Source organism: Pedobacter westerhofensis (assembly GCF_900182595.1).
Classification (GTDB): Bacteria; Bacteroidota; Bacteroidia; order Sphingobacteriales; family Sphingobacteriaceae; genus Pedobacter; species Pedobacter westerhofensis.
Genome location: NZ_FXTN01000006.1, coordinates 78,087 through 92,969 on the forward strand (window position 1 = coordinate 78,087; position 14,883 = coordinate 92,969).

The window sequence follows — 14,883 nt, forward strand, 5'->3', positions numbered from 1 at the left end:
CTGGAGGTGACGATAAACATTTTTACCTGGGAAATACTAATCTGTTTCGAACAATTTATCTTGCATTTAGTGAGGTATTTGGCGATTTTAAATCTGTAGAAGATTTTTTGCAGTTCTTTAAAGGCACGGGATGCTTTTTGGAACATCTAACTTGTACACCTATTGATAAATCGTCAGTTAAAATCAGAAAAAACCAGAGGCAGGGGGGAATAGAGCAATTAGCTCATAAAATCAGAACATATCAACCCCGATTAATCATGATCCTAATGAAAAGCATTGAACAAGAGGTTAAAGAATCTATTGACCTATCAGGCTTATCGTTTATCGAAGAAATTGCAGTTACCTGCTATCCTGCCGGCACTGAATCAAACAGGCTTACTTGCATCCGGGATACCAGGGTTATCATCTCCAAACTGGCATCGATATTGACATAACATGCAAATATATTGCTGTAATATACCGATACAGAACAAGATGAAAATTCAAGATCAGGAAAACACCAAACAGCATGCAGGAGACCATTTGGCTAATGAAAGAACATTTTTGGCCTGGATCAGAACCAGTATTGGTATCATGGGATTTGGCTTCGTGGTGATGAAATTCTCGCTATTTATCAAGCAGATCAGTGCCGCACTGGGGAGTAAAGTGCCCCTGCACCAAACCGGAGATTCCCGCATTATCGGGATTTTTCTAGTTGCCCTGGGAGCAATTACTATCATTTGTTCTTACTTAAGATATAATTCAACGAAAGAACAATTGAATCAGGGGGTGTATTACCATTCAACACTTTTTGTTAAAGTTTTAACCGCTTTAGTTTTCATAGCTAGTATACTTTTACTGCTCTACCTTATTAAAACAACATAGGCAGTTAAATCATCTGTACTTGATGCTTTAGAAAAGAGAGGAAGGAAAGCGGTCGATATAGCGTTGTTTTTTGATATAAATTGCTGATTGCATTGGTCAAGGATCTTATAAAAATTTCACCTCTTTATGATAATCCACAGGAACAGGATAAGTCAATATTTTATGTTCCCGTAAATATTTTGGGTACCGCAATACGCTGTGAAGAATATATACCTGAATGGCCACTGAAAAAATAGGCTGTAAAACAGGCTACCGCAAAAAACATGGTGTATTCACTACCAAAAAGTTCTATACCCATAATCGTACAGGCAAGGGGTGTATTCGTTGCACCAGCAAAAACAGCAATAAATCCAAGGGCAGCAAACAAACTAACTGGAGCATTTAATAAGGTCGAAAGTGCATTGCCTAATGTTGCGCCAATATAAAACAAAGGCGTTACCTCACCACCTTTAAATCCAGTTCCTAATGTTAAAGTTGTGTAAATGGTCTTCCATAACCAGCTCCAAGTATCTGCTCCACCAGGCTGAAAAGCAGAGGGAATTGTAACGGCTCCTTGGTATTCGCTATCCACGCCCAAACTTAAGTAATCCGGTTTCCCGATGGCGTAAGTCAAGCCTATAATAATCAGACCACCGATAACAGGAATAAGCCACTGGATCTTACATACTTTAGAAAAAAAGGCCTTGATCTCATGCACCATTACAGCAAACAGGTAGCTGGCCAGACCAAACAATGTGGATGCTAGAATAACCTTACTAAGCAGGAGTAGGTTTACCGGCAGGTATTCAGATAGAAAGTAGGCACTTTTCTCTATGAGATCGATGTGATAAGCGGTATGATGGATGCCCCAGGCAGAGACAGTAAGATCACCAAGCACGCTGGCAATTAATGCGGGAAGTAAAGCCTTGTACTCTATTCTTCCAATGGCCAGAACTTCCATTGCAAATATGGCACCGGTGAGCGGTGTTCCGAACACCGCCCCAAACCCGGCTGCAATTCCCGCGGTAAGGAGCATCTTGGTGTCTACCTCATTTAGCTTAAACCAGCGGCTAAACATTCCTGCGATGCTTCCTCCGATTTGTACCGCGGTTCCCTCTCTTCCAGCCGATCCGCCAAACAAATGGGTAATCACTGTAGTTATTAAGATTACTGGCGCCATCTGCCTGGGCACTCCACCACCCGGCCTATGGATTTCATCCATGATCAGGTTATTTCCTTTTTCTGAGGACCTACCAACTGACTGATAAATCAGGTGGATCACAATACCTGCTAAAGGTAGCAGAAAAATGAGACAGGTATGCTGAAAGCGAAAGTGAATGGCCCAGCCTAGCAGCCAAAGGAACAAGGCAACCATACTTCCTATTGCAATGGCAACAGGAAGTATAAGCAGCGTCCATCGAACCGCATATTTAAAAACCGAAAGGTGTTCAAATAAAAATTTATTATGTTTCATTGTAGGTTAGCGGCTGATTTATAATTTTTTATAAAAAGTATTGATTCCTGCAAATGATGCCCTATCACCAAGTTCTTCTTCTATCCGAAGCAACTGGTTAAATTTAGATACCCTTTCAGAGCGGCAGCCACTTCCTGTTTTGATGTGCCCCGCACCGGTAGCGACAACCAGATCCGCAATTGTCGTGTCTTCAGTTTCACCACTGCGGTGAGAAATAAAGCAATTGTAACCGTTTTTTTGGGCTAGTTCTACGGCCTTTAGCGTTTCGGAAACTGTACCGATCTGGTTCAATTTAATCAGTACGCTGTTTGCAATGCCCTGGTCGATTCCCTGCTGGATAATACTCGGGTTGGTGCAGAATATATCATCTCCAACCAATTCCACTTTGTCTCCCAAAAGGCTGGTCAGCTTTTTCCATCCCTCCCAATCGTTTTCGCCCAACCCGTCTTCCAACAGGATAATTGGGTACTCTTTTAACCATCCTTCCCAAAAGCCAATCATTTCATCTGTTGTGATCCGTTCTTTAGAACTTTTATAAAATTCATATTTTCCATTATTCCACATTTCGCTGGTCGCTGGGTCAAGACAAAGGGAAATATCCTTGCCTGGAGCAAAACCGGCAATATGTATCGCTTCCATGATGATTTGGACGGCTTCCTCATTAGAACTTAGATTTGGCGCAAACCCACCTTCGTCACCAACTCCGGTATAATAGCCTTTCGCTTTTAGCAGACTTCTCAGGGAATGAAAAACAGCTTCGCCCATACGGATACTTTCCTTAAACGAGGGGGCGTTATGAGGGGCAATCATAAATTCCTGAAAATCGATGTTGTTATCAGAATGCCTTCCCCCATTAATGACATTCATGCACGGTACGGGCATTACGTAACCTTCCCTTTCCACTAGCTGCCTATACAAGGGAATCCCTTTTGCAACGGCCGAAGCCCGGGCGAAGGCGATTGAGGCCGCAAGCATCGCATTTGCGCCGAGCCTTGATTTATTCTCGGTTCCATCCAGACCAATTATATGATCATCGAAGGCCTGCTGACCCTCAAAGGATAAGCCGGTGACTGATTTGCCGACTTCGACGTTAATCCCTTTTACTGCTTTTTCCACGCCTTTACCATTATAGCGCTCTGGATCACCATCTCTAAGCTCTACGGCTTCTTTTTCACCCGTACTTGCCCCGGATGGAGAAATACCCCTTGCTGTTGTTCCGTTAAGAGTGACTTCTACTTCTACTGTCGGATTGCCCCTGGAATCCAAAATTTCACGGGCATGAATTTTAGTTAATTTCATAGTTTTTTGTTTTATATTGATTTTTAGTATTTCGGTTGCTTACAAATAATTGAGTTTCTCAAAAGATCAAAACCAGTGTTCCCCCAATGATCAGCAGGGCACCAAAGAATACTTTCAGGGTAAGAGCTTCTTTCAGGAACACCATTGCAAGTATAATAGTTAGGGCAACACTCAACTTATCAACAGGGGCGACCTGGGACACTTTCCCGATCTGCAAAGCCTTGTAGTAGAATATCCAGGACAAGCCGGTGGCAAGGCCAGATAAAAAAAGAAATAGCAGGTTATGCTTTGACAGTTCCGTAATTCCTTTAAGTTCGCCTCTGGCCATTACGATCCCCCAGGCTACAATCAGTATTACCACCGTTCGTATGGCAGTAGCCAAATCAGAATTGACATTGGTTACGCCGACTTTTGCAAAGATGGCCGTAAGGGAAGCAAAGAAAGCTGATAATAGCGCGTAGATCCACCACATAGTTTTATGTTAATTTTCCGTTATTGAATAATTCCAAAGTAAATGAGTACAAGAACCGTTGCTCCGGCAATGATCCGGTAAATGCCGAACCAGCGGAAAGAATGCTTTTGAAGATAGGTGATGAAAGAGCGGATGGCCATCCATACATCCCACCCGCACCTGCTTTACTTAAATGAATGATCGTAGTTAGATTCGGTTCATGGGAAGGGCGTAGACGCTTAACGGTGTTTTTAATCAGTCCTGAAGCAATCTGATCTGCACTAGCAACTAGTAGCGCAATGGTAATAAGAACCTGCCAAATTTTTTTGCAGAAATTCTGGAAGAGGCAATAAATAATGAAGGCATAAAAAGGAAGCCAAAAACGCTTATCACTGGCCCAGTACATGATCGTATCCCAGAATGCATTATGGTGCTGATTTATCCACAAGAACCATTCAGTTTCAACCGGCAGGACCATTGCTAACACTGATCTCACTTTGGCAGACAGACAAAGTAAGACAAGCGCAATTAAGATAGCTGCCAGCAATAAGAGTTGAGAATTTATTTTTAATTTTTTCACCTACAATACTTTGACCGGCAGATTTTATTACCTGCTGGAATTTCTATTGTAGGCGCCATCAGCTTTTGAAAAAAGCGGTTGAATCGGAAGGACACCATTTCCGTATTGCAAATATAATACTAATAAAATGATGTGCAAAATCTTAAAGTAGGTGTTGAGAATTTAATTTATCACTATTCCTCCTTATTTGAATACGAGAACCAGTTTCTTATTCTTCTACCGTTTAAACAAGCATCATATCACGGGATTAAAGCTTTTCTTAAACAAAATGAAACCGCCTGGAAATAACCATGTTATCTATATAGGAATTTTTTTTATAACCCTAAAAAATTAAAGTTATGGGATACCATGAATGGAAAAACTGTATTGATGCATGCTTAAAGTGTGCTTCAATTTGCAATCATTGTGCAAGTTCATGCACTCAGGAAGAAGACGTGAAAATGATGGCGCGGTGTATTGAGCTTGATATGCAATGTGCAGCCATCTGCTACTCTGCCGCTCAATTGATGAGTATGGGTAGCTCTTTTGCTCAAGACATTTGCCGTATTTGCGCAGATATTTGCCAGCAATGCGGAGATGAGTGTAGTAATCATCATACCCAGCATTGTCAGGAATGTGCAGATGCTTGTAAGGCTTGTGCGGAAGAATGCAGAAGAATGACAGGAGTAGCTGCTTAAGATGCCAATCACCGTGAGCATTAATTGATTAAGGGCAGCATTCTAGTTGCCCTTTCATTTTTATAAATAGGCAAATTTATTCCATTCATTTTATTTTCATTATTCCCTCCTTTTAAAAGACCGCCTTGCTGATGTGGCCACCATTGAATCTTTACGGCAAAAGAGAGAATTATGGTTTGTTCGACCAATCTGGCTTGGGCCAAAAGTTATACACTCCATTATTCCACCGTTTTCTGAGAATTATGGTATTAATTTACCCTTTTATAAATAGAAGTGATATTTATCTTGACAAACCCACTTTTAGTGTAGAACTCCTTATCTCTTTAAAATTTGATAATGCAAAGGACGTAAGCTTTTTTGGGTTGATTTTTAGATATCTAAAAAAATGAAGAAGAGAAGATATTTTTTTGAACAATTAAGGGAGGATTTTGCTGAGTTTTTGCAAAATCCTCCCTTAAATATAATGGTATTATCTTAGGCTATTTGGCAGCTAAAATGTCCAATTTTTCTATAGACGGAGGTGTTGCCAATAGGTCTGGTGCATTTTCCATTAATGCTTTTGCGATCTTACCGCCAAGGTGTGCCTCTCTGCCTTCTTCGTTTGAAAAAGTATCGTAAATACCGAAGGTAGAAGCATCAATACGGAATGCATACCACGTAACGGTACCGGCTTCTTCAAGAGCAAGCGGTAATGCTCCTGTAATAAAATCTTCAACGTTTTTTTCTTGGCCGGCCTTTGCTTCCAACCGAACTAACAATCCTAATTTTTTCATTGTTTTTATTTTTTAGTTAAAAAATTCTTCAATCAGACAAAATTAGAAAAACCAGCGCTGCTTCGTTTATTAGTTTGGTTCGATAAGTTATGAAAAGAGGTCAATTTGAGTGGATGTGGTTGGGGCTATACCCAAATTCATTTTTAAAGGCTGCACTAAAATTTGACAAGCTGCCATAGCCAAAGTCCATAAAAATTTCGGAAGGTGTGACTTGGTTATTATGTAACAATTCTTTGGCCTTGTTAAGCCGTTTTTGCTGAAACCATTTCCCTGGAGATTCCTGGTATATACTTATAAATTTTCTCTTAAAAGTAGAGGCACTCATATTGCACAGAAAGGCTATTTCGTCAATATTCAAGTTCGTATAAAGGTTCTTTTCAATTACCATTTTAAATGATAATTCTCTTTCATTGATTAGTAAATAATGTAAGTAATCTAAAAATACCGTCCCATATTTATCCGCCAGATAAAGCATTATTTCTTCAAATTTCAGTTCCAAAATCTTTTGAGAGATAGATTGTTGCAAACCAAAAATCTGTTGGAGCGAATGAATATAATGGATGATAAAATTGTCTTTCTCTAAAAGGAAATAAGGTATATCCGTTATCTTTTTATCTGAGGCATTCTGACTGAAAGAATGGGAATGTTTCAATAAAAAATCGGTGATGTTTTTGTGAGAAAAGAAGAAGAGTAAACAACGGTATGAACTTACACCTACCAGTTCGGTAACCAAAACATTATTAGATGTGATAAGTAGCGATTGTGTTTCATTGATTGAAATGATATCATTAGAAAAGTGAATGTTTTTTTGACCATTCAATAAGAAACTGAATACATTTTTATTCAGGCCAATCTTGTTTCTATAACCGTTCTTATACACTTCGTAATTGAAAATTTGCAAATCCGAAGTATGAGTTTCGTTATGTTCCCATAGATCTTCGGGAAGGTTTGTAATGTCCATCGTCAAAATTAAATTGATTTTTTACGGAGTGTTCTTTGGTTGTGTCATTAAGAAATTTGTTCCAAAAGCGATTTTAGCCATTTGAGTTTTTTCTTGCTGTAAGGAGGGTACTTGATAACGCCTTACCACCTGACGAATAGATAAGCTCAAAAAGCTGTTGCTTTCTTTCATCCATCTTTTTCGGGAATATTTCCAAAAGTTTTTCCGAAACCTTTTCTGCAAAGCTATCTAAGCTTGTAAGGTCTTCTTTAGAAATATCCCAAAAACCTGCGGGAAGCCGAATCTCATCTTTTCCAAAATCTGTCCCGTTGTATCCGAGCAGGTATTCGGCACCGAGCAAGGTAAGACATACCATAAAAAGCTTTGTTTGCTTTTTGAAAATATACCGCCTTGCTTTTTTATCCAGATTAAATAATTCGGCTACCAATGGTTCCTGATCTGTACAGCTAAACATAATGTCCACTCTTCCATCGGGAAAAATAATGACTTCTTTATCTTCATCGGTATGATTGGCACATAGCAGGAAACTCTCCACAAAACCGGAGAGCCGTTCGTCAGGAACAATTTTAATGTACTCAAAATCTTGCATCGTTTTTATGTGCATCTGACCTGGGAAGAAATATTGGATATTCTTAATCAATCTGTCAGATGAATCATATATGCAAAACTAACAAAATAAAAAAACAGTCTAAAATACACCACCACACCCGGCAAATGCTGAGTGTGGTGGTGTAAGATTTTACATTAATGAGGTCGTATGGGCTGTTACAACTTATAGATTTCTTTTAATGCTTCTTTCAATGCCAAAGGTTTTCTTCCCAAAAGGTTTTCCAGATCGTTTGTTACCTCTTCAAACTGGTGGTTTTTCTGATCTTCGGCAAAACCGGCGGTTAGTAAAATGGCAAATTCGGGAACGCCAAACTGCTTTAGTTTTTCGGTAAACTCTGTTGGGTCGGCATTGGTGTAAGAAACCGATTTGCCTGATAATTCCGAAAGAGCCTGAGCTACATCGGTGTACGAATACAGTTCGCTGCCTGTAATTTCATAGGTTTTATTTTCGTGTCCGTCCTGCAACAAAACATTGGCAACAGCTTCTCCCATTTCCCTGCGGAGGGCAAACGGTGCTTTACCATCACCGGCAGGCAGGTAAATTCCGGCTTCAAAAACGTGCTCTCCCACATACATCGGTATCACATCGGTGTACAACGCATTGCGGAGAAACGTATAGACAAGGCCGCTGTCCTTGATGGCATCTTCTGTTTCGAAATGGCTTGCCATCAACCATTTGATAGCGGATGTGCTCAGATCTTTCAGTGAAACACCAGTGTAAACAATATGTTGTACACCCGCTTTTTTGGCAACTTCTACTACGGCTTTTTGCTGTTCGCCCCTGTTCTGAGCTACCGTTGAAATCAGTAAAAGTTTGTCTATTCCTGCAAAGGCTTTTTCCAGCGATGCGGGATCGTCAAAATCGCCAATGCGTACCTGTACACCCTTATCTTTCAATGCCTTTGCTTTTTCCTCGCTTCTCGCCAATGCAACAAAGTTCTCTGTTGAGGTATGTTTTAACAACTGGTCTATTACCGCTGTTCCCAAATGCCCTGTGGCTCCTGTTACTAAAATCATTTTTTCTATTTGTTTACTATTTTCTAATGTGACAAAGTTACCTATATTTGCTATACAATTTATATGACTATACGATTGTATAGTGCTATACAGATGTATAGTTAATATAAATAAAAGTAGTTGTTGACAGGAATTTTACGAACAAAATAATTGGAATGATGGATAGCAGGTATTCAGATATTATGAAGTGTGACAGGGGTTTAATCATGGCACTAACAGACACGCTGAATGTGGTGAGCGGCAAATGGAAACTGGCGGTGGTATGCACCTTGCTCAGTGGTAAAAAACGTTTTACGGATATACAAAGGGCAATTACGGATATTACGCCCCGAATGGTTTCCAAGGAGCTGAAAGAGCTGGAAGTCAACGGTGTGGTCAGGAGAAATGTGATTAACTCCACACCGGTTTTGATCGAGTATGAATTGACACCTTCAGGTGAGCAGCTTTATGAGGTCATCCAAAAAATGGTGGAATGGGGCTTGCAACATCGGGAGATTACGCTTAATGGGATGGAGGAAAGAAAGGCTGATGAAGTCATTATATCCGGGTAAACTGTTTTTTAAAACCGGTTACTTTCTATTCTGAGGTTTCAAATTCAGCACCACGATCTCGCTCTTTGTGCCTACACGCATCGGCGGGCCGTACGTACCGATGCCCTGCGACACAAAAACGCTGGTTATTTGAGATCCTCCCAGAATTCTAATAGGATAGCCTGATGTGCTTCTAAATCAGGCTATCTTATAATATTACCATTGGCCTAACTATATTATTGATTTGTAACGCTTTGAACGCATATTAAATGCATATTCAGTTCCTTCCATTACATCGCATATCTCTTTCTTAATAACCCGGTCTTCAACAGTCCCTGATTGTAACACAGAAAGTTTCTTACTTTCAGAATCCATAGAGTGTATGTATTCTGCATCACCATTAACCGGAATATTCGCGTTATGGGTGACGACAATGATTTGGCGATGTTCCTTTGCCTGATTCAAGCGGTCAACAATCAGTTCATAGACAAGGCGATTGTCCAGATCATCTTCTGGCTGATCCAATAATAGCGGCATTGTTCCCTGACTTAGAATAATAGTTAAAATTGCTGTTGTTTTTTGTCCAGCAGAGGCTGTACTCAGAGGCTTTAATGCTGAAGATCCTGAAGGCTTATACTTGATTGAGATTTCATCCTCAGGCCAGAACAGTTCAACTTCGTCCATTTGCGATTCGGTAAGATCTGCAGCAAGATTTCTGAAATATCCGCTTATGCCCGTTACTACTAACCCGGCTTTTGAATCTACAATGGCTTGTTTCACGGTCACCATTTTTTGCTCTGTAACTCCTGTAAAAGCTATCTTAACTAATTGGTCTATATCACTTTCAAAACCAGTTGGCTTCTGTAAAATCCCCCTTAGTCTGACAACAAAATCGCCCTTATCCCTAAAAGGAATAATAGTCACATTAATTTTATCGTCCTGCATTAAATTCTCTACATGGTCTTTCCTTGCTTGGAATATCTCGCGAGTCTTGGCGAAGAAGTCGGTCTTGATACCTTCCCTTTCAGTCATTTCTACACTCAGCGACGTTTCAATCTCTGTTAGGCGCTCTAGCTCAGCAGATTTGATCGTTCTGGCTTCTGTAAGCGCTTCAAATCTAGTAAGATCGTTCATACCTTGTTCCGCTAGTTCTGCCTTTTTCGCTTCAAAATCACTTTCATTTGCTCGTAAACTATTGGCCCAAGAACTGGAAGTTAAAGCGATTTCAAAAGTACTTTTAAGTTGGACAGCTCTTTGCTGTAATGCTATCAACTCAACTTTGATAGCATTGTATCCATTCACAACAGCTTGAGATAATTGTTCCAGCTCAGTTGATTCAGATGCCTCAAAACTATCGAACTGGATATTATCAACAACGATATCTTCAGCTGCTTCCTCTAATAGCCCCTCTTTCGTTTGGGCTTCATTGACAAAATCATTTATCAACCTTTTCTGGGTTGAGAACTTTTCTTTATCAATGAGCAATGTCGCTATTCCACTTTGCTGGTATAGTGATATCTGATCTGTCAGATCTGTTATCTCTGTCTGAAGCCTGCCTTTCCCCGCGATTTGTTCCTGTTTAGTTCTAATTGCAGCAGACTTTTCCAAGAATGACAGGCGTAAAACATCACGCTCATTTTTAATATCTTCCAAGCCTTCAACAGATCGGTCAATGCGTTCTCTTAAAGAGTTCGGCTTTTGTGCAATTTCATAGATCTGCTTTTGTGAATAATGTTCATATTTTAGAAAATCAATATACCCTTCAGCCGATTCAGGAAGCCATGCCGAAGTAACTTGGTCGTATTTCTTAATGCTAATCGTTTGGCGACTAGAATCAGTTATGTCAGTAGCAGTAATCTTGTGTAAAATACGGTTACGGACAAATTCGACAACTATTATTGTTCCCTCTTTAATAACGCCTTTCTCCGTCTTTGAATCAAACTTTTTATAGAAACCATTATGGTCCGATATTATTTCATTCAGTCCTGAAATATCTAAGGTGCGGTTAAATAAGCCTCGGATAAACCTGAGGATGCTTGATTTACCGCTACCTCTTCCACCAATGATCGTTGTTAATTGAGGGTTAAATTCAATATGTAATGGAATGCTTGCATGCGTCACATGCGATCCCGTAATCATAATAGATCTAATCCACAGGTCGGGTGCTTCATATGGGTGTTGCTGATAGCTAAAGTCATTACGTATCCTAAACTTAGGCATCAATATGGCTTGCCTAAGGCCTTCCAAGGTGGGCTGTTCGTCCATTTTAATCCAGGTATATCTAGAACCGATACCATCCAAACCATGCTTAGAATCCCCTGAATCATGAGGATTATCTGAGAAAGTCAGAACCGCCAACTTAGATGAAACTGCATATTTTGCCGCAGTGAACCATTTCTTAATGGTAGTGTCATCAATACGAGGAGTTGGTTGACTATAATACTCATTTAGGCTATCCCTTAGTTCTGTATTTTCTGTTGTAGATAAAGATTGATTTAAGAACTCCTTGTGAACCACCTGAACTGCATTAATGTAACCCAATGCATAAAACTTCTCTAGATTAGCAACGCTTACGTCACCCAAACCATTAAACTCATCAACGTGTGCGGGTATGATTAACGCCCCTTCCTCATTGGCAATGTCTGCGACATCAAAAATATTCATAGAAGTGAAAGCCTCCGCATTAGCAAAATCCGAACGACTAATTCCGCATCGGATTAGGAAGTCATTAACGTCCGCAGTGGTTTTCTCGACATCAAAGAGGATTAGCAGATGGATTTTAGAAGTGTCACATGTGATTTCCACACCAGGAAAAATTACAAGGCCAGTACCAGTGGCTGCATTTTTAATCTGATCAATAGCATTACCAGAATTATGATCGGTTACGGCAACACAGTTCAAGCCCTGATCAATGGCTTTTTGCACCCATTGTTCAGGAGAAACGGTCTGATCCCGGAAACAAACACTTTCAGTTGTATGTAAATGCAGGTCGCATTTTAACCAGCGTGTACCTTTAAAATATATTTGAGAAGCCATAATATTAAGATGACCTTAAAGCTACAGAAACACAATTGCAATATTGAAGTTAACATGATTTTGCACGTATTAGAACCAAATAGCACTACGCCAACAATCCGTCGATCACCCAAAGACTTCATAATTCCCTCCTTTAAAAAGACGGTCCTGGCTGATCTGACTTTAATTAAAGCTTACGGCGAAAAAAGAAATTTCGGTTTGTGTGATAAATCTTGTAGTATCCATTATTCCACCGTTTTTTGATAGAAAAAGAGATGAGTATTTGATAATATTTGTGAACTTAAATAATAGAGTGCACGATTTCTTTAACGATATATTACCTTTTAATATTTTAAAAAAAACGACCAATTAACGATAGGCTCACTATTAAATGTAATGGTTGCTTTTACCTAGCTTCAAATAATCCTTGTGCAAATTCATCTGGTAAAGGACTTTCCAGTATTCCCTGAGAAGCCATGTTAAGGTCATAGGCGACCCTTCTAAATTCTACTTTAATACTTTCCGGATCCGATACAGAACTCTTCTTATCTATTGTTAGCATAACGTAACATCCCCGTGAATCGCCATCCTTTGGTTTTCCAACCGATCCTAAATTGATTACATGTTTAAAAACACCGGCACTGCTTTCCATTATCCGGTGATAGGGTTTATGAGAATGGCCGACAAATAATAGGTCAGCATTTGCTTCTTCCATCATTTCCAGCACCTGTTTTTCTTCGGTATCAAACAACGTATATTCATCTACACTCCGGGTACTGCCATGAGCCATTACGATGTTTAATTTTTCACTGCCTTGCTTAAATTCCAGTCTGATGTGCGCAGGGAGCGTCAACAAATAATCTCGATGATGTTGTTCAACTAAGTGGTAAGCATACTTTTTACCAGGCTCGCTTAAGCTCTGGGGCGTAGTGATCAGGTTTTCTACTTTTAAGTCATGGTTTCCGGCAAGGGTAGCTATACCCCGCTTTCTAATTTCAGCAATGACTTCATTTGGCCACACGTTGTAACCTATCAAATCGCCAAGACAGTATATAGCATCAGCAGTCTGTTCGTCCAGGTCTTCCAACATGGCCTTAAAAGCCGGAAGGTTAGCATGTACATCCGAAAAAAGTGCAATCTTCATTATTGTATTGTTTCTAAGGTCTTAGCTGGATAGTATTTTTTTCTGAAGTAAAAAGCAAGGTTCACCAGGGCAATCAGTGCAGGAACTTCTACTAAAGGGCCGATCACTCCGGCAAAGGCTTGACCTGAATTGATTCCAAATACGCCAATGGCGACAGCAATAGCGAGTTCAAAATTGTTCCCGGTTGCCGTAAATGCGATAGAAGCGCTCTTAGAATAGTCTGCACCAAAATAACGTCCTGCAAAAAAGCTCATGATGAACATGATGGAGAAATATATGACCAGTGGAATGGCAATTCTAACTACATCCATGGGAATGTGTACGATTAATTCTCCTTTTAAACTGAACATGATCACAATGGTGAAAAGTAAAGCAATAAGGGTAATGGGAGAAATCATAGGTACAAAGACATTATTGAACCATTCTTTTCCCTTTATACTAATCAGCACGTATCTTGAAATAATTCCAAGCGCAAAAGGCAACCCTAAATAAATCGCAACACTTTTAGCTATTTCACTAATCGTAATATTAACCTCCAGGCCTTTCAAGCCAAAATAAGGAGGCAATACCGTAATAAAGATATAGGCAAAAACACTGTATAATAATACCTGGAAAATACTGTTCAATGCAATCAGACCTGCTGCATATTCCCTGTTTCCTTCGGCAAGTTCATTCCAGACTACCACCATGGCAATACATCTGGCAAGGCCAATTAGGATCAGACCCACCATATATTCCGGATAGCCCCTTAGGAAAATAATGGCCAGAAAAAACATTAGTAATGGCCCAATTACCCAATTTAGAATAAGCGAGACGCTTAATACTTTAGTGTCTTTGAATACTTCACCCATTTTTTCATAACTCACCTTTGCAAGCGGAGGGTACATCATCAGGATCAGTCCAATGGCTAAAGGAATGTTTGTGGTGCCACTGGAAAAGGAATTTATAAAACCAGAGGATGAAGGCACGAAGTAACCTATGCTCACCCCAAGAGCCATTGCAATAAATATCCATAAGGTTAAATACCGGTCAAGGAAACCAAGTTTTTTTCTTTCGGCCACAGGGGCACAATTATTTGCGCTCATTAAGTCTTTTGGTTTATATGTTCGCTGATAAAGTCATCCGAGTAAACTTTAATCAAGTCTCTGACCCTTCTGAATTCGTCCATGACTTCTTCCGCAGTTCCAGTCGCTTTTGCAGGATCAGGAAAGTTCTGATGAAAGCGCTCCACCTTGCCAGGAAAATAAGGACAGGCCTCGTTTGCATTATCACATACGGTGATCACTGCATCAAAAGGAATAGACAAGTATTCATCTACATGGTTAGAGGTATGAGATGAAATGTCAATGTGGTCTTCTGCCATGACCTGCACCGCTTTTGGGTTTACCCCATGGGTTTCTATTCCTGCACTATAGATATTGGCTTTACCTTCTGCATAATGACGCAGGTAACCTTCAGCAAGCTGGCTTCTGCAGCTATTTCCTGTACACAGGACTAATATATTTTTCAA

At 40.0% G+C, this 14,883-nt stretch carries 16 protein-coding genes and 1 riboswitch; of the genes, 4 read left to right on the plus strand and 12 right to left on the minus strand.

The window, feature by feature from the left end:
• The first annotated feature begins 266 nt into the window (after nt 1-266).
• Nucleotides 267-434: a hypothetical protein gene (locus FN831_RS28115; protein WP_246101505.1), complete on the plus strand. Its 168-nt coding sequence runs from the start codon at nt 267-269 to the stop codon at nt 432-434.
• A gap of 40 nt (nt 435-474) precedes the next feature.
• On the plus strand, nt 475-864 hold the full coding sequence (locus FN831_RS12765; protein WP_008245456.1) for a YidH family protein: 390 nt from the start codon (nt 475-477) through the stop codon (nt 862-864).
• A 160-nt stretch (nt 865-1,024) separates the two neighbouring features.
• Here FN831_RS12765 and FN831_RS12770 read toward each other — a convergent pair whose 3' ends face one another.
• From FN831_RS12770 to FN831_RS12785, 4 genes are read right to left on the minus strand one after another with little or no spacing between them, the layout of a single operon-like run.
• The gene (locus FN831_RS12770) at nt 1,025-2,317 is read right to left on the minus strand and encodes a voltage-gated chloride channel family protein (protein WP_008245455.1); all 1,293 of its coding nucleotides are present in this window, start codon (nt 2,315-2,317) and stop codon (nt 1,025-1,027) included.
• An 18-nt stretch (nt 2,318-2,335) separates the two neighbouring features.
• The gene (gene eno, locus FN831_RS12775) at nt 2,336-3,616 is read right to left on the minus strand and encodes a phosphopyruvate hydratase (RefSeq protein WP_008245454.1); all 1,281 of its coding nucleotides are present in this window, start codon (nt 3,614-3,616) and stop codon (nt 2,336-2,338) included.
• Nucleotides 3,617-3,674: 58 nt separating this feature from the next.
• Entirely contained in the window at nt 3,675-4,088 is a 414-nt protein-coding gene (locus tag FN831_RS12780; RefSeq protein WP_008245453.1) for an EamA family transporter, read from the minus strand.
• Nucleotides 4,089-4,092: 4 nt separating this feature from the next.
• Entirely contained in the window at nt 4,093-4,647 is a 555-nt protein-coding gene (locus tag FN831_RS12785) for a phosphatase PAP2 family protein (RefSeq protein ID WP_124910972.1), read from the minus strand.
• 42 nt (nt 4,648-4,689) lie between these two features.
• A riboswitch (Fluoride riboswitch) is annotated at nt 4,690-4,758 on the minus strand.
• A 401-nt stretch (nt 4,759-5,159) separates the two neighbouring features.
• Here FN831_RS12785 and FN831_RS28120 point away from each other — a divergent pair.
• Entirely contained in the window at nt 5,160-5,324 is a 165-nt protein-coding gene (locus FN831_RS28120; RefSeq protein ID WP_235526111.1) for a four-helix bundle copper-binding protein, read from the plus strand.
• A 479-nt stretch (nt 5,325-5,803) separates the two neighbouring features.
• Here FN831_RS28120 and FN831_RS12795 read toward each other — a convergent pair whose 3' ends face one another.
• The 4 genes from FN831_RS12795 to FN831_RS12810 all read right to left on the minus strand — a co-directional run bounded on the left by FN831_RS12795 (nt 5,804) and on the right by FN831_RS12810 (nt 8,684).
• Entirely contained in the window at nt 5,804-6,097 is a 294-nt protein-coding gene (locus FN831_RS12795) for a putative quinol monooxygenase (protein ID WP_047096321.1), read from the minus strand.
• A gap of 100 nt (nt 6,098-6,197) precedes the next feature.
• Nucleotides 6,198-7,058 carry a helix-turn-helix domain-containing protein gene (locus FN831_RS12800; RefSeq protein WP_056095381.1) on the minus strand — a complete coding sequence of 287 codons (861 nt, stop codon included), beginning with the start codon at nt 7,056-7,058 and terminating at the stop codon, nt 6,198-6,200.
• A 73-nt stretch (nt 7,059-7,131) separates the two neighbouring features.
• Nucleotides 7,132-7,647, minus strand: a complete 516-nt coding sequence (locus FN831_RS12805; protein WP_142528595.1) for a hypothetical protein — start codon at nt 7,645-7,647, stop codon at nt 7,132-7,134.
• 176 nt (nt 7,648-7,823) lie between these two features.
• Nucleotides 7,824-8,684, minus strand: coding sequence for an SDR family oxidoreductase (locus FN831_RS12810; protein ID WP_056095375.1), 861 nt, complete (start codon nt 8,682-8,684; stop codon nt 7,824-7,826).
• Between the two features lie 206 nt (nt 8,685-8,890).
• Between FN831_RS12810 and FN831_RS12815 the strand changes: the two genes are divergently transcribed.
• Nucleotides 8,891-9,235, plus strand: a complete 345-nt coding sequence (locus tag FN831_RS12815; RefSeq protein WP_221931338.1) for a winged helix-turn-helix transcriptional regulator — start codon at nt 8,891-8,893, stop codon at nt 9,233-9,235.
• Between the two features lie 210 nt (nt 9,236-9,445).
• On the opposite strand, the gene FN831_RS12820 is transcribed toward FN831_RS12815, so the two are convergent.
• From FN831_RS12820 to FN831_RS12835, 4 genes are all read right to left on the minus strand, one after another.
• Nucleotides 9,446-12,250, minus strand: a complete 2,805-nt coding sequence (locus tag FN831_RS12820; protein ID WP_056095370.1) for a TrlF family AAA-like ATPase — start codon at nt 12,248-12,250, stop codon at nt 9,446-9,448.
• Between the two features lie 385 nt (nt 12,251-12,635).
• Nucleotides 12,636-13,373: a metallophosphoesterase family protein gene (locus FN831_RS12825; protein ID WP_056095367.1), complete on the minus strand. Its 738-nt coding sequence runs from the start codon at nt 13,371-13,373 to the stop codon at nt 12,636-12,638.
• Nucleotides 13,373-14,458: an ACR3 family arsenite efflux transporter gene (gene arsB / locus FN831_RS12830; protein WP_056095362.1), complete on the minus strand. Its 1,086-nt coding sequence runs from the start codon at nt 14,456-14,458 to the stop codon at nt 13,373-13,375. Before arsB ends, FN831_RS12825 begins: the two co-directional genes overlap by 1 nt.
• Nucleotides 14,458-14,883: an arsenate reductase ArsC gene (locus FN831_RS12835; RefSeq protein ID WP_056095358.1), complete on the minus strand. Its 426-nt coding sequence runs from the start codon at nt 14,881-14,883 to the stop codon at nt 14,458-14,460. The genes arsB and FN831_RS12835 overlap by 1 nt, the downstream gene beginning before the upstream one ends.